General features: G+C 50.6%; 25 protein-coding genes. 2 read left to right on the forward strand and 23 right to left on the reverse strand.

Annotation, left to right across the window (positions count from 1 at the left end; all coding sequences use genetic code 11):
- The first annotated feature begins 35 nt into the window (after positions 1-35).
- On the forward strand, positions 36-2,750 hold the full coding sequence (locus tag IPK01_02600; GenBank protein MBK7932387.1) for a hypothetical protein: 2,715 nt from the start codon (positions 36-38) through the stop codon (positions 2,748-2,750).
- Here the strand turns inward: IPK01_02600 and IPK01_02605 are convergent.
- The 23 genes from IPK01_02605 to IPK01_02715 form a co-directional block, all read right to left on the reverse strand.
- A complete protein-coding gene (locus IPK01_02605) occupies positions 2,747-4,162 on the reverse strand; it encodes an O-antigen ligase family protein (protein ID MBK7932388.1) in 1,416 nt (471 codons plus the stop codon). The two genes, IPK01_02600 and IPK01_02605, sit on opposite strands and share 4 nt — an antisense overlap.
- On the reverse strand, positions 4,159-5,433 hold the full coding sequence (locus tag IPK01_02610) for a tetratricopeptide repeat protein (GenBank protein MBK7932389.1): 1,275 nt from the start codon (positions 5,431-5,433) through the stop codon (positions 4,159-4,161). The genes IPK01_02605 and IPK01_02610 overlap by 4 nt, the downstream gene beginning before the upstream one ends.
- A gap of 29 nt (positions 5,434-5,462) precedes the next feature.
- Positions 5,463-7,268: a hypothetical protein gene (locus IPK01_02615; protein MBK7932390.1), complete on the reverse strand. Its 1,806-nt coding sequence runs from the start codon at positions 7,266-7,268 to the stop codon at positions 5,463-5,465.
- Positions 7,269-7,270: 2 nt separating this feature from the next.
- Complete coding sequence (locus IPK01_02620; protein MBK7932391.1) at positions 7,271-8,518, reverse strand: glycosyltransferase; 1,248 nt, start codon at positions 8,516-8,518, stop codon at positions 7,271-7,273.
- A gap of 140 nt (positions 8,519-8,658) precedes the next feature.
- The gene (locus IPK01_02625; GenBank protein MBK7932392.1) at positions 8,659-9,135 is read right to left on the reverse strand and encodes a dTDP-4-dehydrorhamnose 3,5-epimerase family protein; all 477 of its coding nucleotides are present in this window, start codon (positions 9,133-9,135) and stop codon (positions 8,659-8,661) included.
- Positions 9,132-9,860, reverse strand: coding sequence for an NTP transferase domain-containing protein (locus tag IPK01_02630; GenBank protein ID MBK7932393.1), 729 nt, complete (start codon positions 9,858-9,860; stop codon positions 9,132-9,134). The genes IPK01_02625 and IPK01_02630 overlap by 4 nt, the downstream gene beginning before the upstream one ends.
- Positions 9,796-11,355 (reverse strand): hypothetical protein, encoded by a 1,560-nt coding sequence (locus IPK01_02635; protein MBK7932394.1) that lies wholly within the window; start codon positions 11,353-11,355, stop codon positions 9,796-9,798. The genes IPK01_02630 and IPK01_02635 overlap by 65 nt, the downstream gene beginning before the upstream one ends.
- Before the next feature lie 5 nt (positions 11,356-11,360).
- On the reverse strand, positions 11,361-12,563 hold the full coding sequence (locus IPK01_02640) for a glycosyltransferase (GenBank protein MBK7932395.1): 1,203 nt from the start codon (positions 12,561-12,563) through the stop codon (positions 11,361-11,363).
- Positions 12,564-12,566: 3 nt separating this feature from the next.
- Positions 12,567-12,854, reverse strand: a complete 288-nt coding sequence (locus tag IPK01_02645; protein ID MBK7932396.1) for a hypothetical protein — start codon at positions 12,852-12,854, stop codon at positions 12,567-12,569.
- 122 nt (positions 12,855-12,976) lie between these two features.
- Positions 12,977-13,252 carry a class I SAM-dependent methyltransferase gene (locus IPK01_02650; protein ID MBK7932397.1) on the reverse strand — a complete coding sequence of 92 codons (276 nt, stop codon included), beginning with the start codon at positions 13,250-13,252 and terminating at the stop codon, positions 12,977-12,979.
- Positions 13,252-14,193 carry a class I SAM-dependent methyltransferase gene (locus IPK01_02655; protein MBK7932398.1) on the reverse strand — a complete coding sequence of 314 codons (942 nt, stop codon included), beginning with the start codon at positions 14,191-14,193 and terminating at the stop codon, positions 13,252-13,254. Before IPK01_02655 ends, IPK01_02650 begins: the two co-directional genes overlap by 1 nt.
- Positions 14,186-15,286 carry a DegT/DnrJ/EryC1/StrS family aminotransferase gene (locus IPK01_02660; protein MBK7932399.1) on the reverse strand — a complete coding sequence of 367 codons (1,101 nt, stop codon included), beginning with the start codon at positions 15,284-15,286 and terminating at the stop codon, positions 14,186-14,188. The genes IPK01_02655 and IPK01_02660 overlap by 8 nt, the downstream gene beginning before the upstream one ends.
- Positions 15,286-15,699 (reverse strand): WxcM-like domain-containing protein, encoded by a 414-nt coding sequence (locus IPK01_02665; GenBank protein MBK7932400.1) that lies wholly within the window; start codon positions 15,697-15,699, stop codon positions 15,286-15,288. Before IPK01_02665 ends, IPK01_02660 begins: the two co-directional genes overlap by 1 nt.
- A 31-nt stretch (positions 15,700-15,730) precedes the next feature.
- Complete coding sequence (gene asnB, locus IPK01_02670) at positions 15,731-17,614, reverse strand: asparagine synthase (glutamine-hydrolyzing) (protein ID MBK7932401.1); 1,884 nt, start codon at positions 17,612-17,614, stop codon at positions 15,731-15,733.
- A 222-nt stretch (positions 17,615-17,836) separates the two neighbouring features.
- Positions 17,837-18,763 (reverse strand): glycosyltransferase family 39 protein, encoded by a 927-nt coding sequence (locus tag IPK01_02675; GenBank protein ID MBK7932402.1) that lies wholly within the window; start codon positions 18,761-18,763, stop codon positions 17,837-17,839.
- Positions 18,764-18,813: 50 nt separating this feature from the next.
- Positions 18,814-19,719: a sugar nucleotide-binding protein gene (locus IPK01_02680; GenBank protein ID MBK7932403.1), complete on the reverse strand. Its 906-nt coding sequence runs from the start codon at positions 19,717-19,719 to the stop codon at positions 18,814-18,816.
- 145 nt (positions 19,720-19,864) lie between these two features.
- Positions 19,865-20,407 (reverse strand): class I SAM-dependent methyltransferase, encoded by a 543-nt coding sequence (locus tag IPK01_02685; protein MBK7932404.1) that lies wholly within the window; start codon positions 20,405-20,407, stop codon positions 19,865-19,867.
- A gap of 291 nt (positions 20,408-20,698) precedes the next feature.
- Positions 20,699-21,187, reverse strand: a complete 489-nt coding sequence (locus IPK01_02690; protein ID MBK7932405.1) for a glycosyltransferase — start codon at positions 21,185-21,187, stop codon at positions 20,699-20,701.
- Complete coding sequence (locus tag IPK01_02695; protein MBK7932406.1) at positions 21,123-21,779, reverse strand: hypothetical protein; 657 nt, start codon at positions 21,777-21,779, stop codon at positions 21,123-21,125. The genes IPK01_02690 and IPK01_02695 overlap by 65 nt, the downstream gene beginning before the upstream one ends.
- 7 nt (positions 21,780-21,786) lie before the next feature.
- Positions 21,787-22,614 (reverse strand): class I SAM-dependent methyltransferase, encoded by an 828-nt coding sequence (locus tag IPK01_02700; protein MBK7932407.1) that lies wholly within the window; start codon positions 22,612-22,614, stop codon positions 21,787-21,789.
- Positions 22,601-23,878, reverse strand: coding sequence for a glycosyltransferase (locus tag IPK01_02705; GenBank protein ID MBK7932408.1), 1,278 nt, complete (start codon positions 23,876-23,878; stop codon positions 22,601-22,603). Before IPK01_02705 ends, IPK01_02700 begins: the two co-directional genes overlap by 14 nt.
- A 398-nt stretch (positions 23,879-24,276) precedes the next feature.
- Positions 24,277-24,480 (reverse strand): hypothetical protein, encoded by a 204-nt coding sequence (locus tag IPK01_02710; protein ID MBK7932409.1) that lies wholly within the window; start codon positions 24,478-24,480, stop codon positions 24,277-24,279.
- A 13-nt stretch (positions 24,481-24,493) separates the two neighbouring features.
- Positions 24,494-25,642: a DegT/DnrJ/EryC1/StrS family aminotransferase gene (locus tag IPK01_02715; protein ID MBK7932410.1), complete on the reverse strand. Its 1,149-nt coding sequence runs from the start codon at positions 25,640-25,642 to the stop codon at positions 24,494-24,496.
- 121 nt (positions 25,643-25,763) lie between these two features.
- On the opposite strand from IPK01_02715, the gene IPK01_02720 reads away from it, so the two are divergent.
- Positions 25,764-26,588, forward strand: coding sequence for an alpha/beta fold hydrolase (locus IPK01_02720; GenBank protein MBK7932411.1), 825 nt, complete (start codon positions 25,764-25,766; stop codon positions 26,586-26,588).
- The last annotated feature ends 46 nt before the right edge of the window (positions 26,589-26,634 follow it).

The raw sequence follows: 26,634 nt of genomic DNA on the forward strand, positions 1-26,634 counted from the left end.
CTTTTGAGAACGACGGCTCTTAGTTAAAGTGTTTTATGAGATCATTTGCGATCATTTTCCTGTTTTCCGTACTGCTCATCCCGGCCTTTACACAGACCACCAAACCAAAACAAACTGCTTCGAAAACGGCGGCTGCAAAACCGAAAACCACGCCGAAAAAACCTTCAGCCGCCGCTTCCAAGCCAAAGGTGACCGCCACGCCGAAGCCAAAGGTCGACGAAACCGCTGAATGGGAAAAGGCGACCGCGACAGCCGATGCATTTGAGCGAGTCGGGGCGATCAAGAAATTTCTCTCAAAATTTCCAAGGAGTACGCGGCAGAGCGAGGGTCTTGAGATGATGCTCCGTCTGCGGGCTGACATCGGCAACCAGCGAATACTCGCCGGTGATCTCGAAAACGCGGCCAAGCTCTTCAAGGCCGGAGCCGCCGAGGCTCCAAAGCCCGTCGCCGATCAGCTGTTTACCGAGACGCTGGCCAAATTTCCGGCTAACCTATTCTTCCGCGGCAGTCAGGAAGCCGCACTCGACATCGCCAAAACGATCGAGGAACGCATCGAAACAAACCCGACACAGCTGATCACGATCGCCAATTTCTATCTGAGCGTTGAGAATGGTGCCAAGGCAAAACGAGTCGCTGAGAACGTAATAAAGATAGTTCCGGATTCGTCCGCGGCCTACCAAACATTAGGGCTGGCAAATCGTCTTGAGTTCAAACTCGAAGACTCGGCGGCGGCCTACGCCAAAGCTCTCGAGCTTGATGCCGGATCGGTCTCTGCCCGCCGCGGCCTCGCCGAAATGAAACGTTCGCTCGGCAAGGCTGACGAAGCCGTCGTTCTTTATCGCGAGATCTTGACACGTGACCCCGCGAATGCCCCGGCAAGAGCGGGCCTGATATTGTCATTGTTTGATACCGGCAAACGTGCCGACGCCGAAGCCGAGCTCAAAACATCGCTGGACGCCAATGCCGGCAACGTCATCCTGCTCGCCGGTGCAGCCTATTGGTACGCCGCAAACGGTATCGGTGAAAAGGCGGTCGAATACGGTCAAAAAGCGATCACCGCTGATCCGAGATATATTTGGTCGCACATTGCCGTTGCTCGCGGCCTGCTTCTCGAGGACAAACCGCTCGAGGCCGAAAAGACACTTCTTGCAGCTCGCAAATACGGCAATTTTCCGACCATCGAATATGAGATCGCCACGATGCGTGCCGCCGCCGGACTATATCGTGAGGCTGCCGAGTCGCTTTCAAAAATGTTCGTGATGAAGGACGGCCAAGTTGCGACAGATCTGGGGCTTCGCGTGCCCGTTCAGGCGGATTCGTTCATCAAGCTGATCGAGGACGAACGGCGTGCAAGTACCTTTGCTCCTATGGCTGCCGACACCCAAGAGAATGCTTTGAGACTCAGATCGCTGTTCGAATTCATGAACGCGGTCAACGGCTCGGAGGCTGACGCCGCGGCCAAACTGGCAGACGCGTTTGTCGACGGCAGCGACCGAATGAAAACGTACCGCCAGCTTTTCGCGTCGTCGCAGCTGCTCGCAAAAAAACTCGCCCCTGCCAAAGTCGCCGAACTGGCAAAGGCGGCGGTACCCGGCGTTGAGACTGCTCTCGATTTCAGACATGCGACCTCCGCGATCTTGGCGGACGAGATATACCAGCCGAGAACCCTTGCCGAGGCACGTAATGAGTATATTCAAGTGGCAAATGTCTCAAGGGCGACCCTTTCCGCTATTCTTCGCGGCCGCATCGAGGAGCTGGCCGGAGCTGCTCTTTTTCAGATGGACAATACGGCAGAATCGATCATTCGCTATCGGCGTGCAGTCGGCGTGCTTCCGGGCGATAGTGTCTGGTGGCGTTCGACGATGTGGCGTCTGGCGACAGCCTATGAGGCAAGCGGGAACACAGCTGAGGCACTCGACGCGTATTACAAGAGCTACAAGGCAGGCACACCTGATCCGATCAAGTACGCGGTGATCGAATCACTCTATAGACGCACGAACGGAAATACCGAAGGCCTCGAACTTAAGATCGGCCGTAATCCGCTGAGGCTACTGCCCGACGAAGGTGTGGCTCAAAATACAACGCCGACTTCAACTCCGGAAGCGACTCCGCAGCCGACTCCGGAACCGGGCCCGACCATTCCCGCGACCGTTCCTGTGAAGATCGAACCTACGCCTGAATCGACGCCTACCGTTTCAGCTTCGCCATCGCCGACGCCGAAAGCCTCGCCCGAACTGACTCCGGAACCGGCCGCGGACGTTGTCCAAACGCCCACTCCAACGCCAACCCCCGAGCCGACAGCGACCCCTTCACCAAAGACCACCAATCTCTTTCCACCGGTCGTGATCACGATACCGGCCGCAAACTCGGCCATGGCGAAGACCATCGTAGACCAGCCGAAACCGACAGCGTCTCCGACGCCGGGTGAAACTACGGCTGCCGTCAAGACCCAAGATGAGCGGCCAGATATAAAGCCGTGTTCATTCACAGCAAGTGAGTCGTCGATCACACTTCAAAAGGCCGGCAGTGAACTGGCCATAATCATTGGCACCGAGACTGACGAAGACCTGACGGATCTTACCTTCGTATCCGGCGAACCGGAAGAGATCGGTGTGCGTCGCGAGGAGATCTCGGCGGTCAAAGGACGGGCTTTGTTCATTGTCCGCACGATAAGCGGTAAGGCAGGTCTATACCAGATCACGTTTTCCTTGCCATGCGGCAAACAAGAAGTTGAGGTTCGTGTCCGTTAACGGCTTTTTCTTCGTTTGGGTTCGGCCGTTCTAACGGTAACTGTGGCGGCGGCGGCGAGCAGGAGGAATAGAAAGGCATTTACCGGGGTGCGTAGCGGGAAATCAAAAAAGCTGTGAATTAAGATACCAAAACAACCCGCCATGGCCCCGATCGCTATCGATGACCGAAGCGGATCAGCCGTCAACGAGATCACCCGCAGTCCTTTCCTGAACAACAAATAGATGAATCCCGCGACACAGACAAATCCGGCGATGCCGGCATCCGCGAGCGTCTGCAGATAGTCGTTGTGTGCCTGTTCGACGCGAAAGACCCCGTTCCATGTATCGTATCTCGTAAACGCGACGCCAAATGCATCATATCCGGCCCCCAGGATCGGGTGATCGAAAAAGATCTTGATCGCGGTTGTCCAAAAATGGATCCGGCCGCTGCTGACGTCTGCCTGGACACCGGCAACTCCGGTCAAACGCGAGAGAGAGCTGTCGCCGCCGACGAACAAAACGATCCCGATGACTAGAATGATCGAGATCACGATCGCCGCGGCCAGTGCCGCCTTTTGCATCGTCGCCGAAGTGTCTCCGTTCGCACCTTCTCGTGGTTTCAACTTGGCAATAGCCACCAATATGAATGCCGCGATGCCGGCATAACTCAGAAACCCGCCTCTCGAACCCGTCAGTACTGCCGCAACGACCATCATCAACGCAGCTACCGCCAGCAGCAGCATTTTGTCGCGTTTTACTGCCTTGCCGGCCATGAGCCCGACGGCAAGCCCGAATCCGAGCTCCGTGAAAGCCGCAAAATGATGCTGGTTGACAAATGGCCCGAAAGGAATGGCATTCGGCGTCGCTCGCAAGCCGTATATGGCCTCGGGTTTTGCAAGAAATTGAAGTATGCCGAAAAACGCCGTAATTGCCCCAAGGCTGATCACAATGACCGTCAACTGTTTCAGCCGCCGCTCGGTGTTGATAAACGTTAATGCCGCTGCGAAAAATGCGAAGTAAACGATCAGCCTTATCACAAAAAGCCTTGTCGAATACGGATCGGCCGAGATCGGCTGGCTGTATTGCGTCGGCAGCAGGTCGCTGCCAAGACCGCTCGAAAACACCGGAACCAATTGGACCAGACCGATAGCGATCATTCCGGCGATCGGCAGCAGCATCGAGTTGCGGTCAACGAGGAACGCCTTTCCCAACCAGGCGTCTGTCAGCCAGGCAAGTGCGATGATGCCGGCGAGGAGGCTGATCACAACCCAAGTACCCGAATCCACACCGCCGTAAAGTACGGTGGATAATATCGGGATCAGGCAAAGGACAAAAAACACAACGCCGCTTGCCCGCGATGAGGTTTCGCCGATCTCGATCTCTTCAAATCTCGAGATCTCGGTATATTTGGATCCACTCTCAGCCGGACTCATAATTTTTTGATCGAAACGTCATCAAACCAAACGGATCCGCTGATCGGACATACGGGCGACGGGCAACGGTCACGCACGAGCCGAAGAATAACTCCGTCCGTCGATGCGGGAGCTGTAAATTTGATGCTGAGTGCCTTCCAATCACTGATCAACTCAATAGGTTCCGATGATGCAATGGCGACGCCGTCCATTGCATTCACAATGTCCCAACGGACCGTAACACCCTTCTTCAATTCGGAGCGATAAAATATCTCAACGTCGTATACCGCGCCCGGCTCGACGGCGACGAGTTGTCCGAGCGGCCTGATATCTGCGGCCTGCGTAGTGTTAAAGACCAAGTATAATGAGTTGTCGCCGCCGTGTTTCTGGGTCCGGCTGATCGCGATCTGCGGCTCCGCACCTTCCGCGATCTGCCACTCAAAATCGCGTGCACCTTTCAACTTGACTCCTGCCTCGAAGCCGCCGTCCAATATCCGGCCGACGGCAGGCGATTCGTCCTGCGGTCCGTAGAGGTCCGAGAATACGGCAGATGCAGCCCGATACTGTTTTGCCGCCAACAGCGACGACAAAAGCCGGTTGCCCAGATCTTTCACGTCTGCGTCCGGTGGTCCGGCGGGTTTTGATCTCCAGGCCGCCACTGCTTCGTCAAAACGCTTTTGCCTCGCCAAATAATCGGCCAATGCCATATTCACGGCGGTCGTATCACCGAGCTGCTGCCGAACAACGCTCGCATCGCCGGCAAAGATCTCCATCGCGATCCCAACCGCAGGGAGAACGAATCTCACATTTGTCCGCGCCGCGGAATTGATCTGAGCCAGACCTTCGTCAACCTTACCCGCACGCACCAGCGTATTCCCGTACGCCCACTGGACGTCGGCGTAATTTGGCGCAAGTTCCAATGCCCGCTTAAGTGCAAGTTCGGCACCGGACCGGTCGCCGTTTCGCTCGCGGGCACGCCCGAGTTCGAGCCAGCACAAAAAGTTGTTAGGCGACAACGCGGCAACGCGTTCATATTCCGCGAGCGACCGGTCGAGATCTGCGGGTTCAAACGTCCTTCCGTAGATCGCCGCTGCGGCAAATCGCGTCTGCGGATCAGACGGAGCAAGCGAAACCGCCAGATCGGCTACTTCCTTTTGCCCGGCACGCGTCGAAAGGGCGTTTGCAAAGTTCCATTTGGCAGAAAACCACACACAGAGCAACACAAAGACCGCAGCGATCCCTAGCATCGTCCAATCGGTCTTCGTTTTGATCTTAACGATACTTAAAGCCACAATTTGCCACGGGATAGAAATTCAACGGGTCATTCAAAATCGACCGGCTCGATCCTTAGTTGAGCCCGCCGCAATGATATGTTCTGGTCGCTGCACAACTCGCGCAGATATTTTAGCCGTTCCGGGGTCATATCACGGCAAGCGATAAGGATCTCTTCGATATCCTTCTCCTCGCATATCTCCGGCAGCAAACCATTTCCCTGGAATACCGTCAGGCCGTGGATGACCTTGCCGGCCTTGAGCGGGTCGTCATCAATGAAGCCGACCGGCCGAAAATCCCACGTTGGATTGTTACGCAGTTCGCGCAGCACCATTTCCCCGCCGTCGCCTGCACCGTAGATCAATGCACGCCGGCCCTCGTTGATCATCGGGAGCGGGATCGCCTGCCGGATCAATCTAAACGCCATTCGACTGCCGATAAGCGCAGCTAACAACAGCATCGCGTCGACAAAAAACACGGTTCGCGAGAAAAATTCAAATCGATACAACAGAAGCAGCGCCAATATGCTCAAAACAGACCCAAGTGCGACGCCTTTTGCATACGTGATGAAATCACCGACGCTTGTATACCGCCACAGCCCTCGATAGACTCCGGTGGCGAGAAAGGCACCGAGTTGTAGGAGTACGATGATCGGAAGGCTCTTGATGAACAGATCCCATTCACCACTACGCTCGATCGATCCCAACACAATGACAGATGCCGAATAATAAGCGAGCGTGATCAATGCCGCATCGAGGAATACCTCAAAGATCCGCCGTTTGTGCGAGACGTTTACTAAAAATGCGAAGACAGCGTTGTCCTTGGCGGCCAGCTCTTCGTCCTTTGCCTCATAGACCTTTACCTTCGAAAGGTAAACGCCGATTATCACCAGGATGATCGAAAAAATGGTGATCAGTGCAAGGCTCTGGGTAGTCTCAAGCCGGCTGATCGCGATCGAGATCGCCCCGGCAATAGCGGCGAAACCGTAAAGCATCAAAACCGCTGCACGCTCCGAAAGCCCCAACGCCACCAGACGGTGCGATGTATGGTCACGTCCGCCCTGCGAAGCCTTTCGGCCCCAAAGCTTCCGCAAAATGGTTACGAATGTCGTGTCGAATATCGGTACGAACAAGATCAGAACGGGCACCGCGAGGATCGCCAATATACCTCGGGAACGTCCGCCGACCTGATTGAGAAGTACCGATCCGGCGAGCAGAAAGCCGACGAACATCGAGCCACAATCGCCCATAAAGATCGACGCCGGATTGAAATTGAATACCAGAAAACCGACCAGGGCACCGACAAACACAGCGACGAATATCAGCTCTGTCGTTTGACCGTTGACCGCAAAACTGAGTCCCAATGCTATGCTTGCGATCGCCGAAATTCCTGCGGCAAGGCCGTCCATGTTGTCGAGCAAGTTGATCGCATTTGTGATGCCGATGATCCAAAATGTGGTGATCCAGATATCGACGAGCGCGTAGCCCGTGATTGGTAGCGTCAACCCGAAAGAAACCAAAATCGCCGCTCCGATCAGCTGGCCGATCAACTTTTGATAAGGCTTGATATTTATTACATCGTCCACCAACCCGACAATGAACAAGAACGTGCTGCCGCCCATCAACGCCAGTGACTCACGCGTCGGCGGCACAAAAAGCGCGTACATGACGATCGTCGTCAAAAAGATCGCCACGCCGCCCATCATAGCCGTCGGCCTTTTGTGCCACCGGTCAGACTTCGGCTTCGCCACAAATCCGCGTGCGGTTGCATAATGCCTGACGCCCAGCGTCATCAAGATGCCGAGCAAAATGCTCACGCCGCCGATCAAAAGTGGGTTTGATGTTAATTGCAGCATTTTTAGACTTTGCCCGTATCGCTCTGATTGCCGCGTTGCAATTCCCTGTAGAGCGAAGCGATATCGTTAGTCAATCTGTCAACCGAGTACTTTGAGTGCACAAAAGCGGCACTTTCGTCTTTGATCCTTGATCGTAATTTTTCATTTTTCACAAGATAAATCAAGCCATTAACGAAATGTTCAGCATCAAAATCATCCACGACCAAGCCGCGCTCACAAACACGAAATCCGAGATGCTGCTCGAGGGTATCACCTGCAAGATCGACAACGCCGCCGACAGCCGTCGAAATGAACGGAACTCCCGCAGCCATCGCCTCGATCAGCGACAACGGGGTCCCCTCATTTCTCGACGTTAAAGCGATGATATCCATGCCCGGCAAAAGCTCCGCGACGTTGTCGCGATTTCCGATAAAAACAACCGAGCCGCCGAGCCCCAATTCGTCCGACAGTCGTTCCAGCTGCTGTCGAAGATTGCCGTCGCCAATGATGACAAATCTCACCGGCGGAGCCTCACCTGATTCCCGATATTTCGCCGCAACCTCAAGCAGCAGCGATACATTCTTTATCTCGGTCAGACGGCCGGTAAATCCGACGATCAATTCATCGGCCGCGGCTCCTACCTCTTCTCGAAGGATGGTTCGTTTATCATCACTATCTTGGTATTGTTCAAGATCGATTCCGAGCGGGATAATGCTAAATTGATCTCGCTTTCCGACACGAAATTCCTCATGTATCTCGACAAACTGTTGAGGCGTGATCACCACTATTCGATCTGTTGCGATCCTGGCCAGCAACTTCTCGATCAATAAAAAAACACGCGTTTTCGCCGTTCCATAGTAACTATGAAATACATGTCCGTGAAACGTATGGACAACTTTCACATTCCGCGGCCGGCCGACCAGCGTTCCGGGCGTCAGCCATTTGTAAAAAAAGGCCGCAACGCGCCCGACGGTTCCCGCTTTTGCAGTATGGGTGTGGATAATATCCGGCGCTTGCCGGAACATCTCTCGGTAAATCTTGAATAGAGAAACTACGTCTTTAGGCGAGAGCTCGCGGCTGAGCTCGCGAATATAGATCGGATCTACGCCGTTCTCGGCGGCAAAGTAGCTCATATCCTCTTCGCCCTCGGGAACCGTTCCGGCGATGAGAACACTTTCAAATCCGGCGGGCTGCAGTTTTTTGGTTAGCCATACCACATGCCGGGCCGGGCCGCCGACATTGAGGCGGGCGATGATACGGGCGATCTTCATTGGATAAAATTAACCGGCAGGCGGCTCAGTCGAACACGGCATCGGAACTTGTCGTCAGTGGTATTCGGCCATACGAATGTGCGGGCAAGTCGTCGCCGCCTGCCGGATCCTGTAAGGCTCAGATCAAGTTAAACTTGGATCTAATCCATCTTGTAGATCGTCTCAGGGTCATCCTCGTGACGGATCTCGTCTATCGGTTCACGTTTTCCTTCGCCCATGTATAGCCGGTTTGGACAGTTTATCACCATACCGTCCGTTTCGCCGACATTCTTGTATCCATGCACAACGCCCTTGGGAACAACGACTGCCATCGGGTTATCTGCACCGGCCAAAAACGTCATTATGTGGTTGAACGTTGGCGACTCCGGCCGGTTGTCCCACATCCGCATTTTGAATGTCGATGGTCCGATAAAGCAAAACAGATCCGCTTGGTCAACATGTTCATGCGGACCGCGTTGAACGCCCGGCGTCGTGAACGAAATATACGACATCGCCGGATAAAACTCTTCGTCCAATTCGTCATGACGAAATAACTCGGCCAACCAGCCTCGGTCGTCATGATATTTTTTGAGCGGATAAACTACGACATCCTTTATGTCTGCTTCGATGAAACTCATATATTATTCGCACCGCTCTTAGCGACCAAATTCGAAGCTAGCAACAGGCTCTCGAACGTTCCCGCGTCGGTCCACCAGCCGTCGAGTTCGTTCCAGGTCATCTCGCCCCGTTTGATGTAATGATTATTGACGTCGGTGATCTCAAGCTCGCCGCGGCCCGACCGAACCAGCGTTTTGATCACGTCAAATACGGTGGCGTCATAAAAATAAATACCGATCACCGCCATGTCCGATTTCGGATCACTCGGTTTTTCCTCGATATTCAAAACTCGATCGCCATCGAGTTCGGGCACGCCGAAACGCTGCGGATCAGGCACTCTCTTGAGCAGTATTTTTGCACCCTTTCCTTGCGCCTTGTACTCTTCAGCAGCCTGACGGATGTTGCCCTCGATTATGTTGTCGCCCAGGATCACACAGATCGGCTCGTCGTCGGCAAAATGCTCGACCAAACCCAACGCATCCGCGATCCCGCCTTCACCTTCCTGATACGTGTAATTCAAATGCTTCAGCCCAAAATCCTTGCCGTTCCGGAGCAGCTTCAAAAAATCACCCGCCGAATTGCCTCCGGTGACGATCATAATGTCATCAATGTCCGCATTTATAAGAGCCTTGATCGGATAATAGATCATCGGCTCGTTATAAACCGGCAGCAAATGCTTATTAGTAATTCTCGTCAACGGACTTAAGCGCGAACCCAAGCCGCCGGCTAACACAACGCCTTTCATAGAAATTGCCTCTTAAAACAAACAGTTGCGTCGCCCGTCTGATCGAACTCATGCCCAAAAATTTGGCGGCGATAACGATCATCCAGATCCCCGGGATCGGAAGCCGCAACCAGATGTTTGTCGATAACGAAAAGATCGAGCATTGAGCAGCGATCAGAATTCCGCCCAAAACAAAGAAACCAATTATCGAACGCATCGTTTCCAGGCTGGTACTTTTCACCAGCCAGATCATTGCAAAGGTGCCAACGGCACTAGCGCAAATAAGATACGCGAGTGCGGCACCTTTGACCCCAAATCCGGGAATTAGCAAATATGAAGCTAATATGAGAGCTGCATAATAAATGAACCAAAAGCCAAAGTAGACCCTGAGTCGGTTAAGTGCAAGCGCGAAAACCCCTACATTGAACAATACAAAATAACCAAGATCGCCCGCAAATTGAAAAGGCATTACTTCAACCGAAGGCAAAAAGTCGGACGAATAACTGATCAAAACAAGTGCCTCGGGATAAACCAGCAGCAGCAAAACAAATGTCGTTACCACCAAAATGCTCTGCCTGACCGACGCCGTTATCTCCCCGTCCACTTCCTTCGGATCCTTTACGGCACTTACCTTTGGATACAATCTGGCCCATAATCCATTCGTGATGAAAGGCGTATAATATGCCGTAAGAGCTATCGGCACTTGATAGATGCCGTTTGCCGAAACCCCCGAATCGTCGATCAAAAACGTCCTTATCACCAGCGACGCCAACGGCACCAAAGCCCCGTAGGTCAAATTTACAAATCCGTGCGAAGTTGCATCTTTAAAGTTGCTTTTTTCAATTCCAAAGCTAAAAACGTTCTTAAACGTTTCTACTTTGTTTAGGTACAAAATATAAAATAGGAACAACAATACTGAACTGGCCAATATCCCGAAGAACGCTCCCGTCAGGCCAAAGTAATAGGTCAGCACAATAACCGTCAATTGCCCGAGCAGGGTGGCCCATATCCCGGCTTTGGTGTATATGTCGTAGCGGTTTCTCGCAAAAAAGATCGCTTCGATAAAATTCGTCGAAACCACTGAAAATGGAATGGCTAACAACGTGATGATAAAATAGTTCGAATTTTCGGCACTGCCGAAAAAGTACGCTGCCAGCGGTCTTGCCCCAATTATTCCGATAGTCATCAAGACCACTATTGCAATCAACTGCGCGGTAAAGATCGTCGAAAAAAGCTGTTTCGTTTTTTTGTCGTCGTTGTTAGCGTAATTGAAGCTGAGACGATTTATTAGGCCATTTACGAGTCCGAGCGAGCCGAATGAGGTTCCCAAAAGCAATATTTGGTTTGCCTGCGCAAGAATTCCAATGCCGGCGGTCCCGAGCAGAAGCGATGTCACCTTGGCCCTGGCCCAGCCCGTCAGGAGACGGACGATCGTCAATCCCGCCGTATTTAGAGTTGCCCGAAAAAATTCAAACGCGCTTGACCCTGCTTTTACCGGCGTGACACTTTCGGACATGGTTCTTATCCCCTACGTTTTGCGGAGGTCAATATGTTGGTGTAGATATCCGTGATCTCTTTCATTTGGTGATCGGACGCGAATCGTTTTCGAACGAATTCACTCGCACGCGCTCCAAGTTCGGTCCACAATTGCGGGGATGCGGCCAGATAGGACATCTTTTCGGCCAGATCGTCCGAACTATTCGATTCGCATAACAACCCCGTCTTTCCGTCGACAACGGACATCTCAGCACCCGAAAAGTCCGTACAAATCACAGGAAGTCCCGCCGCCTGTGCAATTATCATCGTCAAAGCTGGCCCGGCCTCGTCATCTCCATTTTTCGCGACGACCGATGGCAAAACAAAAATGTCATGCGAAGTGAGAGCTTTGCGATAAATGTCCGGGAAATCCGAACGCAATTCGGTGTCGATGATCGTCGTGTGATTAACGAGACCGCGTTTTTCGATCTCTGCATCGATCTTACCCTTCAACGGCCCGTAACCTATCATCGTCAAATGGACCTTCCTTCCTGAACGCACCAGTTTTTCAAAAGATGCAAGCAAATAGGTATACCCTTTCTTTTCTACAAATCTGGCACAGATCAAAAATCTCGTAGTTTCAGTCGGAATCCGCGGCTGATAGTCGTAAAAATCAAGATCGACAGGGATTCGCCATACGTGGACCTTATCGGGGTCGCAACCGATCTTTGTCATTCTCTCTTTAACGGATTCGCTAAGAACAATGATCGCATCCGTGTACCTAAACATCTCCTGATACCGGGCAACCCAATCCGGCCTTTGCAGGAGCGTGCTGGCATCAAACCCGTAAAATGAAACGACCAACGGCAACCCGCTTTTCCTGATCAGCGGCAGTATTCTGACGCCGGTCTCGCCAAAATGAGCGTGGACAAGTTCACCGCCCTGCTCACGCACTTTGTTCAGACACCACTTGTTGAATCTTAGCCAAATTAACCGCTCCGAAAATTTGTCTTTCAAACGCCCGAAAAACGTGTACGACCCTGCAGTGCCGACATCCGCTTTCAAGAGATACGACGTGTGGGGCGGAAGCATCGAACCGTTATCAGCGAGACGGGCCGCCAGCAGCGTCGAGCCCCAACGATCTCGGTGTTCGAGAAGGTACGTATGGGGTTCGGCAAAAAGTCCGGGGGTAAAGGTGCTCCAGATGTGTACGATCGATCTGCGTTTGTTCGGTTTCGACACTGACATTTATTAGCCGGACCCTTTTGGAACTGATGCGGCGGCAATCAGTGTCTTGGTCAGGATGGTTGGATTTTGTTCGTCCGCGCCTCGTTCCACTAGGTAGATGAATTTCAAACAACTCTGCCATATCGCCTGGCCAAGATTAAATATCCCGCGTTTTAGACCCTTCCTGATCGAGCGGGTGCCAAATAATTTGTCGACCTGAAAGCCTGCGTCCTGCAGTGCACTTCGCAAACTGTGCTCGGTAAACACAAAATTGATCGGATAATCCTTATTCTTGATGTACGAACCGGTCATCGGCGCCCCATTAAATACCTCAACAATAAGTATGCCGCCCGGCGACAAACCTGTTCTTATTGCTTTCAGATAAGGGATAAGCGTTTCGTTCGAAAAGTAATATATTACGTCCTTAGCAATTATCAGTTCATATTTTCCGATTCCTCATTCAAGAATCCGGCAACATCGTTTATCACCTCGGCCCGTATTCCCAGTTTTTCCCTAACGCCGGCGATCGATCTTCCGTCGATATCGACACCCGTCAATTGGGCGAAACCGAGCCCACTCAAATATTCCAAAAACCGCCCGCTGCCGCAGCCGATGTCAAGGATGCGAGCAGACCTGTCGCCAGGCAGTAGATCGGAATAATTTACTGCGAGGTCGTCAAATCTCGCAGCAGCTATAAGGTCGGCATTCATTATTTTTCGCAAACCAAACAAAGAAACTGTCCGACATTTTGAAATCTCGGGTTCATCGACAAGCGCCTATCCCAATTGAATAACCGCTCATAAAGAGACGACCCGAATCTGCCCAACAGCGTTACAAACAATCCCTGCGGAACGATCGAAAGCGGAAAAGACTGCTTCACGGTCAAACCAGCTTTTTCACATTGCCGTTCCCAATTGCTCTTTCTCTGACTCCACAATTCATCCGACCAGCTTTTGTATTCACCGTGCGGTTTCGGAAAGGGAAACTGCGGAAAAGCCGTACGAAAGGTCTTCCAGTTGTTGATGTTATGCCCGTTCCCGGCCGAATGATCGAGCGGCTCACCGATTTCTGCCGGCAGACCTGACGATTTTCGCTTTGGCAAAACCCTGCTCAAAATTCGCTGTGCAAAGTCAGCGTAAAACATGATCGGGTAGACCGCCGACCAGCCGAACGTCGGCACGGTCGCGATCATTCGCCCGTTCGGTTTAAGAATGCGTTTGATCTCACGCAGGCATCTACCTCTGTCCGGAATATGCTCAAGATTATACAGCGAAAAAACAATGTCAAAGCTGTTATCTTCAAACGGCATATCTTCGCCCGAGCAACCGACGACCGAATGGGTTTTGACCTCTAGCCGCTCAAGCAGTTTTTTCGCCTTTGTTAAACCAATTGAGTGCGCTGCGTGAAGCACCATCGGCAGGTCCGATACGACCAGATTATCAGTATGACTTGCCAGATACGCTCCGCCGAACGCATTTCCGCATCCGATCTCAAGCAGCGAGGCCACTTCGCCGATCTCGACCCGTTCGCAGATCATTTCCATCTCGGCCATTCGCCATTTTGTGTGTCCGCCCCACGTTTGCAGATCCGGCGATGCCGAGAGTGTAGTTACAAAGTGTTCAAGCCAATCAGCGTGTTTGTCACTAAGCATAAGACCCTCTGATCGTCGCAATGACATGATCGACCTGTTCGTCCGTCAGGTACGGACTGATCGGTAAGCTGAGTATCGTGCGATGAATTTCTTCAGCGATCGGAAAATCACCTTCGTGAAACTTCAGGTTCTCATAGGCGTCTTGTAGATGCGGCGGTATCGGATAATGGATCAGGTTTCCTACACCGTTTTCGTTCAGATAATTCTGTAGCTTCTGGCGCTCTTTCACACGGACAACAAACAAATGCCAAACCGGCTCGGTTTCGTCCAAAACAAATGGCAAGATCAGATCAAGGCCTGTTAGCCGTTCGAGGTAAATATTAGCGATCTCGCGTCTTCGCGCATTATGCTTGTCAAGATTCGAAAGCCTGACGCGCAAAAAGGCGGCTTGGAGTTCGTCCAAACGGCTGTTATAACCCTTGATCTTGTTGACATATTTGGACGTAGTACCATAGTTTCTGAGGCTTCGCAGCCTAACCGCCAGTTCTTCATCATCGGTCGTTATAGCACCGGCGTCCCCAAAAGCCCCGAGGTTCTTGCTCGGATAAAAGCTCCACCCGACCCCGTCTTTTGATACACCGATTTTTCGCCCTTTGTAAATTGCCCCGTGAGCTTGTGCCGCGTCTTCAATTACTTTCAGGCCATAATCGTCCGCGATCTTTTTGATCGGATCAAGATCCGCGGCCTGTCCATATAGATGGACCGGCATAATGGCCTTGGTCCTAACGGTGATCGCCGCAGCGATCTTTTTAGGGTCAAGATTGTAACTTCGAAGATCAGGCTCTACCGGTACTATTTCCGAACCAGCATAGGACACGGCAAGCCAAGATGCGATATAAGTGTTTGACGGAACAATGACCTCGTCGCCGCGGCCAATGCCGTAGGCCCTCAACAGCAAATGCAGAGCGTCAAGGCCGTTTGCACAGCCAACGGCGAATTTAGCTCCGCAGTACGCCGCGAACTCGATCTCAAACGCCGACACTTCCTCCCCAAGAATGAACCATCCAGAGTCCATCACCCGTTGATACGCCGCGTCAAATTCGACTTTAGATTCTAGATAAGATCGCTTGAGTTCGAGGAATGGGACGTTCATCATTTCGTCTCGTTCATGGCGAATTTGAAATCGTCATATTCGCGATAATAGTCGGCCTCGTTATAGTTCTCCGACGCAAGCGCCATGCAAACCGAGCCCGAAGAAAAGTTGTCGATCTCGCGCCAGAGTAATGGAGGTACAAGTAATCCATAATATGAGCGGTTCAAATGATGCGTTTGCCGTGCGATTCCGTCGTCGAGCGTAACATCAAAACTTCCGCTGACCGCGATGATGAACTGATAGCACGTTTTGAGTGCGTGCCCGGCCCGGCTCTCACCGCCGGGCACATCGTATAGATAAAAAATTCTCTTTAGATCGAATGGCACATGTCGGCCACTTTCAATAAATGTAAGATTGCCACGCGGATCGGCGATCTTGGGTAGTTCGATTATTCTGCAATCGGAAATGGACATAAGAATCGTTTGAGCGATTTCTGATTATAGCTTAATCGATGAATTGTTGGAACCAGAGTTCGAGCATTAGCAGGGACCAAAGCGGTGTCGCATAATCGGTCTGTCCGGAAAGATGTTCGTCAATCATTTTCTTGATCGCTTTTCGTTCGAAAAGGCCACGATTGGACAACTTTTCGGATAGCAGGTTCTCGATCATATAATCTTTCATATATCCGCGAAGCCATCGGCCGATCGGTACACCAAAGCCCATTTTCCGCCGGTAAACCACGTCACTCGGCACCAATCTGGCTGCGACCTTTTTCAAGAGCGATTTCGGACGAAACCTACTCATCTTTTGGCCTTCCGGCAGGCTAGCGGCGAATTCGATCAATTTATGATCGAGAAATGGGGAACGAGCCTCTAGAGAGTTAGCCATCGACGCGATGTCGACCTTTACGAGAAGATCGTTCGGCAGATATGTCATTTGGTCAGTCAACAAAGTCGCATCGACCGACCCTAGACCTGTCGAACTCATGTACCATTTATCCATTAGCTCGAACGCATCATTCGAAGCGATCTGTTCGCTAAACGCCGAAGTATAGACCAAAGGCTTGAACGCCGGCTTAAAAACGGACATCCAGCGAAAATACCGTTCCGACATTTCCTCATTGGCCGACGTCAAAAACCGCTGAACGTCACGGATCCGCGTCTTTTTGAGCTCAGACGAAGGCAGAAAATTGATCGGGGCTTCGATGAAAGTTCGCCGCAGCGGTTTTGGTATTTTTTTATAAACCTCGGCGATCTCCATCGCCATATAACGCTCATAACCGGCAAAGCTCTCGTCGCCGCCGTCGCCGTTCAGAGCGACGGTGACGTGTTTTCGCGTCTCTTTTGACACGTAGTAGGTCGGTATCGCGCTTGAGTCGGCATATGGCTCGCCGTAGTGGTCGACGAGCGTCGGGATTACATCAACCGCATTTGGACGGACGATAAACTCGTTATACTCGGCCCCGACGTGTTCGGCTACGCGTTTGGCGTATTTCAATTCGCTAAAATCCTGCTCCTCGAAACCGATCGAAAATGTCTTGACGGGCGTCGAACTCTCCTGAGCCATCAACGCCACTACCGCCGACGAATCAACGCCTCCCGACAAAAACGCTCCGAGCGGCACTTCCGAGATCATTCGCATCTTCGTCGATTCACGCAGTATTCGGGTGGTCTCGACTATCGCTTCTTCCTCAGTGATCTTTATTTTCTTAGAGAAATTCGGCAGCCAATACCGCCGCGTTTCGATCTCTCCGCTTTTCCATTTGAGCCAATGCCCGGGCTCGAGCTTGCGGATCTGCTTGAACGCTGTTTGCGGAGCAGGCACGCAAAGATACGACAAATAGCTGTCTATCGCTTCGTAATCGACCTCACGCGTGATCGAAGGATGCTGGAGCATCGCCCTGAATTCCGATCCGAAGATCAGATCGCCGTTCGCCTGATGCGAGTAAAGTATCGGCTTTTTACCCACGCGGTCGCGTGCCAAAAAAAGCGTTTTCTCCGTCTGGTCCCAGATCGCGATCGCAAACATTCCTCGCAGATGCTGCAAGCAATCGACGCCGTATTCGTCATACAAGTGAATGATCGCCTCGGTATCAGATTTTGTATAAAACTTATGCCCGCGTTGCTCCAGGCCACGACGCAGTTCCTGATAATTATAGATCTCGCCGTTAAAAACGATCCATTTCGTCCTGTCGGCATTGTGAATTGGCTGCTTGCCGCTCGCCAGATCGATAATAGCCAAGCGCCGCATAGCCAGGCCTACATTCTCATGAACATAGAACCCGTCATCGTCCGGCCCCCGATGCTCGATCGCCAGGTTCATCGCCGCCAAAACCCCACGATCCGCCCCCCTCGACCCCTTATTTACAAAACCAGCAATTCCACACATTTAAATTCTAGATCCGTTTTCCACTCTCCCCCCAAACTGTGCAAATCGTCGTTTCTCATTGGCGATTCGCAGGAATTTGCGGTTCTCTTGTTTTTCGCGATAAAGCGCCCACCCGACCGAAATAAAGATCAAAAGAAAAACTTGGATCTGCGTCCGCTGCCTATATGCCGTCCCGACATTTCCCTGAAAAAGCATAAACAACAGTAAGCAATGTCGAAAAGATCAATATCGGAACGGCAGGACGCAGGCGATGCCGAAGCGGCTGTTTTCAAACCGTTCGATCGACGCAAATCTATCGAAATCGCTGGTTGCCGTTTGCACCAACCCGAGGTACATAAACGCCCCACTAACTATCAGAACAACTAATACTCTTCGTAAAATTGACGACGTCGTCGTACCCAGACCTATCACAATACTGCCGAACACAGCTGCTGCAACCATGTAGAAAACATAGAATCGAAGGGATAAAATAGCCAGTAAAGAAAAAATAAGTAACGCCGCCGATGTAGGATTTAGTTTCTTTTGAATCTCCAGTACCATCATCATAGTCAATATCAAGAAGAAAATAATAAATCCGTCCTTCAGAAACTGTGACGACCAAACGATCATCGATGGAAAGAAAGCGATACAAATTGCCGAATATCGCGAAACCCGCTGATTACCAAATACACTCTTCGCACACCAATAGATAGTTGGAACGGTTGCTGCTCCAAAAAACGAGCTGACGGCTTGCCCGACAAGCATATTGGGGCCGAACGCCCAATATAAGACTCCCGAAAAATAGTTCATTCCCCAACCGGGCCCGCCTATCCGCATTAAAAATCTTGTCGTCGGAGTGGACGCGTCCATTGTGCCGCTCCAAACCGATGAGATGATCCTGCCGATCTCGACATAACCGCGAGCATCCGGCCCAAAAAAATCAAAGAGATCGAATATGTTGATAATGGCAGCCAACAATAAACGAATAAGTAATGCCGTCACAAAAAGGTTAGTGAGAAAGGGCACATCATCGTCAACCTTACGGATAACTAGGATCATGCCCACCGAGAGAACCGCCACGATCACGATGGCGATAGCTCCTTCAGGCATCGCAATAAAGCAATAAGCGATCGCGGTTATTGTAGCTAAGATAACTAAAAGGCGGTTCATTGAAGTGGTTCAGCAGGATGGGTGACGCCTACATATACTAGGGAGAGTGGCTACTTTTCTAAGTAGCCCGCATAGTAAGTGCTAAGGTATTCATTAAGACAGACTTTCCAATCACGCATTATATTGCATTTACGTATATCAAGCTTCTTGTTAATAAGCCTCTCGCTCGGTGGACGAACGGAAAAGAATTCTTTTGCAAAATACTCCGAATTAACCGGTATGACTTTTATCTCGTCGTTCTTTCCGAGAATATTGATCAGCTCGATTGCGACCTCCAATCGACCGGTCGTGCCGCCGCAAACCATGTTGTAAAGGCCCCAATGCTCCTTTTCAAACAGGAATTTCACGTTCCTTGCGAAATCATGGGTGTACGTTGGCGTACCCATTTTATCGTTGACAACGAACAACTCCCTATTCCCATCTTTGAGCTGCTTCATCAATTTCTGTATGAACTTCTTATCCTTTTCCGGGCCCGCCCCCATCATCCACCCGGCCCGGCAAATTATATGTTTCGCTTTGTTCTCTTTTACAAAAAGCTCGCCCATATATTTGCTGCGAGCGTAGACCCCTAGCGGATTCGGTAAATCCCAATCGTCATAGGTGTCCTGATTTCCATCGAAAATACCTGCGGTGCTAATGTAAAGCAGAGGGATGTCGAGTTCATTACTGATGTGTACCGCATTCTCAACCGATAACGTGTTGGTATCATATGTATCATCGGGATTGAGATCACAGTATTCAAGGCTTGTGAAGGCACCCAAATGAAACAAATAATCCGGATCAAACGCGTAAACATCCTTTTTATAAGCCTCAAAATCTCTAAAATCGAGATAGGATATCCAACTTTCATTTACATCGATGTCTGTAACCCTTAAGTCAAAATCATTCCCAAAGATCTGATAAAACCCTTCGCCGAGCATTCCACCTCCGCCGGCAATATATATTTTCTTCTTCATTTTTTATTTTCAGGAACTAAATTATTATTACTTTCGAGCATTCTTACGCAACCAAACTGTCAACTGCATTCCTGAGTTGGTAAATTCCATATACTTCCTGAAAAATGGCTGTAAGATCCTAGGAATGAAGAATATTGTGCAGACTTCATGCTGGCTTCTCTCGACAGTAAATACTAGTTTTTTTTCCCAGTTCTTCAAATGATTTTAAGCCAAACTCATACAAATGAAAAGGAGAATGCATTGGGCTGGTATTAGTTACAAAACTAGTACCTTTCAGTTTGTACACAAGATTTGTGATTCGTGAGATGAGGTGATTGGAGTAAGGAACCTCTATATGGACGACCCCATTTGGCTTCAACCACCGCAGTGCGAGTTCAATGCTCTCGGCGGGGTGATATAAATGTTCGAGAACCGCACCAAACGTTATGAAATCAAAACGTTCTTCATCGTATTCCATTTCCTCGATCATCCCGTATCGTAGCTTGGACCGATCCAATCCCATTTTGTCTATCGCCCGCGCATAAAATGGCTCCGACGGCTCAAAACCGTAGGTGTCAAATCCCGCCTTCTCGAGTGATATCATGCCTTTCCCCAACCCGGCACCTATATCCAACGCCGACATCCCCTCGGTAAACGGAAGCAATTGTTTTGCCGTAATTATCTGATCTGCAAAATATTCGGGCCCCATTGAAAATCATCAGAATGCCAATATTCCTCCGGCGGAATTCCATAGTGGTCGCTTATATCGAAAGGAACCGGCTGGGGCGATGTGAATATGAGCTCGCAACGCCTGCATTTGAAGATCGTAACGGAAATTCCAGGTTTGTTCTTCGAGTCGCGTCCCTGTGAACGATTCAACCGCTGCCCGAGATTTTTATGCAGATCAGGCCCGGATCCGCACATCTCGCAACTATTCACGGCATCAAAAAATATCGGAGGCGATTTTTAGTTTCCATACCCACTCGTTTTCACAGTGCTCTCAAGCACTTCGAGATATTGTTCCTCTACCACGTGTTTCGAAAACTTTTCTAGGACGGTCTGTCGCGCATTGCCCGATTTGTCGTCGCAATTCCGGCGAATCGATCAACTCTGATAGGGCGAAAACCCATTCGTCAACTGTCTTTACCAAAATTCCGTTTTTACCATCTTCTATAAATTGCTGAACAGTGCTGATATCAGTTGCCACACAAGGCAAACCGAAAGCCATATACTGTATCGCCTTTAGGCCGCTCTTTCCCATTACCCAGTCATCCATAGGAAGCGGATATACGCCAATATCTAGTTTCTGTAGGTCTTCGACCTCCCTTTCAGCGGACCACTGAATAACCTCCAGATCCATTTCCGGAAAGTCGTATTCAAAATTCCCGATTACGATCAGTTTGAAATCGCGTTGCTTCTTAAGCTCAATAAACACCGGCCGCAGCAAGTCTAGGAAAGGGACGTGTACTGAATGTACCCGTCCAACCAATCGTAACCTTTTTTTCGTTCGAATATTGATTCGTGGGCACAAAGCGATCAGTATCAATCGATGATGAAATGTATGTACACTGCTTCTGTTGATTTGTCTGCAAACATACTTCATTTAGGGCTGGTGAGCTTGTAATGACATGATCGGCCGATCTAACGAGGAATCTGGTCTTATCTGTGCCTCTCAATATCTGTGCAAGCCCTTTCGTTTTCGCATCGGCACCGAGAAAGCGGTTGTCTTCGAGATCGTAGACGAGCTTTTTGGAAAGGAACCGAAAGCACCTTTCGAAAAGAGAAGTGCCGATCGGGCTAACATACATAAACACATAAACAAGGTCATATTTGCGCAAAACGAACATTGTCCCAATTCGTTTTATGTCACCGCGTAACGTACCGAGGATCTTACCAATCAGATATCCCTTTTTATGTGCGATCGACCACATCCCATCACTCATGAACGACGAGACCGTGATCTCAAAACCCGATTCACGCCAAGCATCGAAGTATTGTTCATATTTCAATCGTTGGCCTGCAGCTACGTTTTGCGGATAAGGGCAGATCACCAATATCGTTCTTTTATTCTTCGATCGCATCCTAAATTTATTTACGGTAACCTACCGCCGTCCAAAACGACGTTGTACTGAATGTTATGTTTTGCAAACCACATTTTTCCATCAAAGCTTTCATTTCGGATTTGGTGTATCGTTGTTCAAGTCGCGTTCCAAATCGATCAAGCGAATCATTTCTCATGACATAAAAACTGTTATGACGGTATTGTGCGAGCGGAAACGATTCGACATTCAATCCGGCCTTTTCTAACAAAAATGCGGTTCTCGCTAGTGGCAAATATAAAAAGAGAGCTAGGATCTGACTAAATACATATCTAAGTCCGTGCGGAAGACGGGAAACAACACGCCGGATCATTTCACTCAACTTCCAAATCCAGCGAAACCAGAACGGTCGATTATCAAATGCGTAATAGAGATAGACCAAAAATGGCGAACCTTTCTTTAGTTTGCTGACGCATTTTCGCAGTCCGTTTTCAGTATCAGGAATATGATGTAGAACCCCCAACGAGTATCCAAAATCAAAATGTTCGTCTGGAAACGGGATCTCATCTACACCTGCCACGTGAAATTCGCAATTTGTCTGCCCCTGTAAGCTCCGTTTAGCAACTTCGACGGCCCGCCAGATCGGATCCATCAACACCAGCCGCCCGACTCGTCGCACTGCAAATTTTGCCCAACGTCCGCTGCCGCATCCCAGATCGAAGCCAATCGCATCGGCCGTCAGCTTTTCCCATGGAAAAATGTTGAAATAATTTTCAAACATCGATTCAAGTTCGTTGACGGATAAAGCGGACTGGTCAAACCTTGACCATTCGTCGCCAAACCCCTCGACCACCTCGACTATCTTATTTTCTGGCATTTTCCACTCCCAATAATCGTCGATAAACTCGCCGATATCTCTCTCCAGCTACCGAAGCTAAGTCAAATCTTTTTCTCGCCACACTTTTGCAATGTGCAGCCAAACCGCTATCCAGCATCAATGCATCTATTTGCGCAACGGCATCTAAATAATCTGCCTCGCTGAATCCATTTAATATCGTCCCGACTCTTTCACCGGTGATGAGTTCGTCCAGATCGCCAACCCCGCCATTCGAGATTATCGGCAATCCGGCAGCCAGGTATTCTGCGATCTTTGTCGGGGAGGACGATTGTTTAGAGTAGCATGCCTTGATGAATGAGATCGCCAGATCGGCCGCCGCCAAATAACCGGCGATCTCGCCGGGAGCGACACTCGCTACAATGAGGTCGTCGTCGGCAAAACCCCGTTTTTTCAGGTTTTCTGCTATTTTTTCGGGTTCCCGCTGAGTCAATATCATTGCAAACACCGTCGGGTCGGCTTTGTGGGCGGCCTGAAAGAACTCAAGCATCTCATCGGTCATATACCAGCCGCCAAATGAGCCAACATAGGCTATGACTCGCCGGTCGCCGATGCCCAATCGCTCACGCATTTCAGTTCGACGTCCTTCGTCCGCAGAGCCGATCCGGTCAATGTCCACACAGCACGGTATGACCTCGACTGGCCGCCCCTGTGCCTCCCAGCCGCCTTCCAAGCTTTCTGGGAACAATATCTCTCTCGCCTTTTCGGTTAATACCACAAACCCATCGGAAACTCTTAAAAGCCACTTTTCGACGCGCTTAGCAGAACGAAATATCAATCCATTTTCGGCCCACCGGCCAGCATCCGTATATTCCTCCGGGAAAAACCCGCGAATGTCAAATAGTAGTTTCGGCTTCTGCCGAGAACATTTACGAGCGATCGCTGCCATCAAAACTGGAATATGAACTCGTCCGTGAAGCACATCGATATGCTTCTTTCTGAGCCTGTTCCAAACAAACACCGATCCGCACAGAATATCGTATGCGGTCGCCAGAACACTCAATCGTTTGTGATACGTGAGCCAATCCCAGGAAATACCTTCCGCTGCCAGTTCTTGACGAATCGCCTCTAATTCCCTTTTACGCTCTTTCCGGTTCACAGCCTTTCCAACCTTTCGGGCCGGTTCGAAAGTTAAAAGGCTAACCTCGATGCCGTCCTTCTGGATCTCACGCAGATACGGCAGCACTTGCGTCTGAACGAGCGGCTCCTGTACCCCAAAGTAGCAAATGTACAAATTCGTTGCCATTAGTCCTTGCTCATTTGGCTTATTGGTAATTGAATCGAGTATCGCAAATGCGACGGCCGGCACTTGGAACTCGTTGGGGCGGAAACAGAAGATCTTAAAAATGGGGTGCGATTGAGATACATACCGGTCAACGTTTTATCCTAACCTACTTTCATTCACTCTCTCGAATATCGATATCTGGCGAGATAGCCCATCAAAAGGCATCCATCTGTATACATATTCGGTTCAATACTGTCCAATTACCACGTAATAGGAGTCGATTAACTTGAAGGTTGCAGTGTTCTGCAGAAAAATCATTTTTCCTTGAAGAAAAATGATTTTTCATTGCAATTTTCTTTTGAATTTGCGCATATTGAGATCTTTTCTGCGCAATTTTGTTCCTACATTGAGTACTTTGTTCATTTTTCTGCGCAGTTTGCCGTGGAATTAGCTAACACAATGATTATTCTGCGCAATTTTATCGTTACAATGTGCAATAAGATCAATTTTCTGCGCAATTTGCCTTGAAACTTTGCAACTAAATCATTTTTCTCCGCAACTTTTTCTTTCAATTGCGCAGCGAGAGGATAAAACTGCCAAGAAAACTCGTCACCAAAACGCATATCATCCAGATCCTCACCTCGCGGATCGCGTTTTGCCGACGAAGAACTCTTGGACGCCGGCGATGATTTGGTCTTGGGTATCGCGGTCCATTTCGGTGTGGATGGGCAGCGACAGGACCTGTTCACATAGGCGTTCGGTGGCCGGGAGCGTGAAATTCGGGTCGGCGGTCTCCTTAAATGCCTCTTGTTTATAGAGGGGCACGGGGTAATAGATCATCGACGGAATGTCGCGTGCTGCGAGAAACGCGTTCAGTTCGTCGCGGCGGCCGTCGGCGATCCGGAGCGTGTATTGGTGAAATACGTGCGTCGAACGCGGTTCCCTGGCCGGTGTCTTGACGCCGTCGATGTCCGCAAACGCAGCGTCGTAGCGTTCGGCGACCGCTCGTCTTGCATCGCAGTATTCGTCGAGATGCGGCAGTTTTACATTCAAAACAGCTGCCTGGATCGAATCGAGGCGTGAATTCACGCCGACTCGGTCGTGATAATAACGCCGTGTCTGGCCATGGTTCGCGACGATGCGCATTTTCTCGGCGAGGTCGCCGTCGTTCGTAAATATCGCTCCGCCGTCGCCGTAGCAGCCGAGGTTTTTCGACGGAAAGAACGACGTGCAGCCGATATCACCGACAGTTCCGGTCTTTGCCCGGCGGCCGTCGGCGAAGATATAGTCAGCTCCGATCGCCTGAGCGTTGTCCTCGATCACCGGAATTCCGTGTTTCGCCGCGACCGCCATTATCGGCTCCATATCACAGCTTTGCCCGAACATATGCACCGGCACGATCGCCTTGGTCCTCGGCGTGATTCCGGCTTCGACCGCTTCGGCGGTGACGTTGAATGTGCCTTCGTCGACATCGACCATCACCGGCGTCAGCCTTAGCAACGCGATCACCTCGGCCGTCGCGATGAACGTAAACGCCGGCACGATCACCTCATCGCCCGGTTCCAGCCCGAGCGCCATCATCGCTATCTGCAATGCGTCGGTGCCGTTAGCACACGGAATGACGTGCTCGATGCCCAGATATGCCTCGAGATTCTTCTGGAGATCCGCGACCTGCGGCCCGTTGATGAACTGCGTCGAACTCACGGTCCCGAGCACCGCCGCGTCTATCTCGTCCTTGATCTTTTCATATTGACCCTTGAGGTCAACCATTACGATCGGTTTCATAATTTCCTTGTCGTTGGTCCGCCGGTCCCGTGTTAGATTTTTCGGCCCGTGGCGAAAAGATCTTTGGGCTTTCTTCGAACAAACTGCGTCTTAATATAATAATAGTCTAGAGCCCCAAATTATGAGAGCCAAATTTCTTTTTTTATATGCAACGCTTTTCAGCATCTTGCTGTTGAGCATTTCTCATAATGCACAAGAGGTTCGGCGAATTACGTACAACAACGTAAGCATGGACGTTGTCATTGATAAGCCCGCCAACTACTTCGTCGATGTGCTAATTGCATATCCCGGAACGGTCGTATCTGACGCCAACATTCTTGAAGCGGCGAGGTTTATCCTGCAAAGAACGAAGGAAATCACAAATCGAACAGACATGATGATCGTCAGTGTGGCTTATCCTCAAGAGGGCCGGCTGATGGGCGATAATGTTCGCGAGGCAGAGGCGGCGTTGCTCTGGGTCAAGGAAAAAAGCAGAAAGGACCTGAAAAGAAAGGTAAGAAAGATCTTCCTGATCGGCCATTCTCAGGGCGGATATATCGTCACCAGACTGAACACGATGCATGCCACCGACGGCGTGATCGCAAATGCCCCGGGACCTTTGAATCTGGTCTACCGCTGCGGGCTCGAAGAAACCGGTCAGGCCCCGCAAAGCGCCGTTTGCAATCTGCTGAGACAGACCTACGGAACAACAACGGCAAACCCCGCAGCTTATATGGCACGATCGCTGCTGAACTTTACCGAGGGCCACCGATCTGACATCTTTTTCGTGCAGGGCTTGCAAGATTCGCCGATACAGCTTTTCTCATGGCCGACATTCAAGCAGCAAATGACCAACTGCACCACATGCCAAAACCGCCAATTCATCGAGATCCCCGGCGGCGGCCACACATCGCTATTCGACAGCCCCGAGGCGATCGCCGCTTACAACGCGTTCATAAACCGCTGATCGGGCTATTCCGGACAAAAAAGAGGCCCTTATTTCTATAAGAGCC

The sequence above is a fragment of the Acidobacteriota bacterium genome (assembly GCA_016713675.1).
In the GTDB taxonomy this organism is placed as follows: Bacteria; Acidobacteriota; Blastocatellia; order Pyrinomonadales; family Pyrinomonadaceae; genus OLB17.

What these genes read in the sequence shown, in the direction of transcription:
- IPK01_02665 (MBK7932400.1), bottom strand. Translation starts at nt 15,699, where the DNA reads ATGTCCATTTCCGATTGCAGAATAATCGAACTACCCAAGATCGCCGAT.
- IPK01_02625 (MBK7932392.1), bottom strand. Translation starts at nt 9,135, where the DNA reads ATGAGTTTCATCGAAGCAGACATAAAGGATGTCGTAGTTTATCCGCTC.
- IPK01_02715 (MBK7932410.1), bottom strand. Translation starts at nt 25,642, where the DNA reads ATGAAACCGATCGTAATGGTTGACCTCAAGGGTCAATATGAAAAGATC.
- IPK01_02630 (MBK7932393.1), bottom strand. Translation starts at nt 9,860, where the DNA reads ATGAAAGGCGTTGTGTTAGCCGGCGGCTTGGGTTCGCGCTTAAGTCCG.
- IPK01_02705 (MBK7932408.1), bottom strand. Translation starts at nt 23,878, where the DNA reads ATGGCAACGAATTTGTACATTTGCTACTTTGGGGTACAGGAGCCGCTC.
- IPK01_02695 (MBK7932406.1), bottom strand. Translation starts at nt 21,779, where the DNA reads ATGCGATCGAAGAATAAAAGAACGATATTGGTGATCTGCCCTTATCCG.
- asnB (MBK7932401.1), bottom strand. Translation starts at nt 17,614, where the DNA reads ATGTGTGGAATTGCTGGTTTTGTAAATAAGGGGTCGAGGGGGGCGGAT.
- IPK01_02620 (MBK7932391.1), bottom strand. Translation starts at nt 8,518, where the DNA reads ATGAAGATCGCCCGTATCATCGCCCGCCTCAATGTCGGCGGCCCGGCC.
- IPK01_02700 (MBK7932407.1), bottom strand. Translation starts at nt 22,614, where the DNA reads ATGCCAGAAAATAAGATAGTCGAGGTGGTCGAGGGGTTTGGCGACGAA.
- IPK01_02640 (MBK7932395.1), bottom strand. Translation starts at nt 12,563, where the DNA reads ATGTCAGTGTCGAAACCGAACAAACGCAGATCGATCGTACACATCTGG.
- IPK01_02615 (MBK7932390.1), bottom strand. Translation starts at nt 7,268, where the DNA reads ATGCTGCAATTAACATCAAACCCACTTTTGATCGGCGGCGTGAGCATT.
- IPK01_02675 (MBK7932402.1), bottom strand. Translation starts at nt 18,763, where the DNA reads ATGAACCGCCTTTTAGTTATCTTAGCTACAATAACCGCGATCGCTTAT.
- IPK01_02685 (MBK7932404.1), bottom strand. Translation starts at nt 20,407, where the DNA reads ATGGGGCCCGAATATTTTGCAGATCAGATAATTACGGCAAAACAATTG.
- IPK01_02635 (MBK7932394.1), bottom strand. Translation starts at nt 11,355, where the DNA reads ATGTCCGAAAGTGTCACGCCGGTAAAAGCAGGGTCAAGCGCGTTTGAA.
- IPK01_02680 (MBK7932403.1), bottom strand. Translation starts at nt 19,719, where the DNA reads ATGAAGAAGAAAATATATATTGCCGGCGGAGGTGGAATGCTCGGCGAA.
- IPK01_02650 (MBK7932397.1), bottom strand. Translation starts at nt 13,252, where the DNA reads ATGAATGCCGACCTTATAGCTGCTGCGAGATTTGACGACCTCGCAGTA.
- IPK01_02645 (MBK7932396.1), bottom strand. Translation starts at nt 12,854, where the DNA reads ATGACCGGTTCGTACATCAAGAATAAGGATTATCCGATCAATTTTGTG.
- IPK01_02655 (MBK7932398.1), bottom strand. Translation starts at nt 14,193, where the DNA reads ATGCTTAGTGACAAACACGCTGATTGGCTTGAACACTTTGTAACTACA.
- IPK01_02660 (MBK7932399.1), bottom strand. Translation starts at nt 15,286, where the DNA reads ATGAACGTCCCATTCCTCGAACTCAAGCGATCTTATCTAGAATCTAAA.
- IPK01_02605 (MBK7932388.1), bottom strand. Translation starts at nt 4,162, where the DNA reads ATGAGTCCGGCTGAGAGTGGATCCAAATATACCGAGATCTCGAGATTT.
- IPK01_02720 (MBK7932411.1), top strand. Translation starts at nt 25,764, where the DNA reads ATGAGAGCCAAATTTCTTTTTTTATATGCAACGCTTTTCAGCATCTTG.
- IPK01_02600 (MBK7932387.1), top strand. Translation starts at nt 36, where the DNA reads ATGAGATCATTTGCGATCATTTTCCTGTTTTCCGTACTGCTCATCCCG.
- IPK01_02710 (MBK7932409.1), bottom strand. Translation starts at nt 24,480, where the DNA reads ATGCGTTTTGGTGACGAGTTTTCTTGGCAGTTTTATCCTCTCGCTGCG.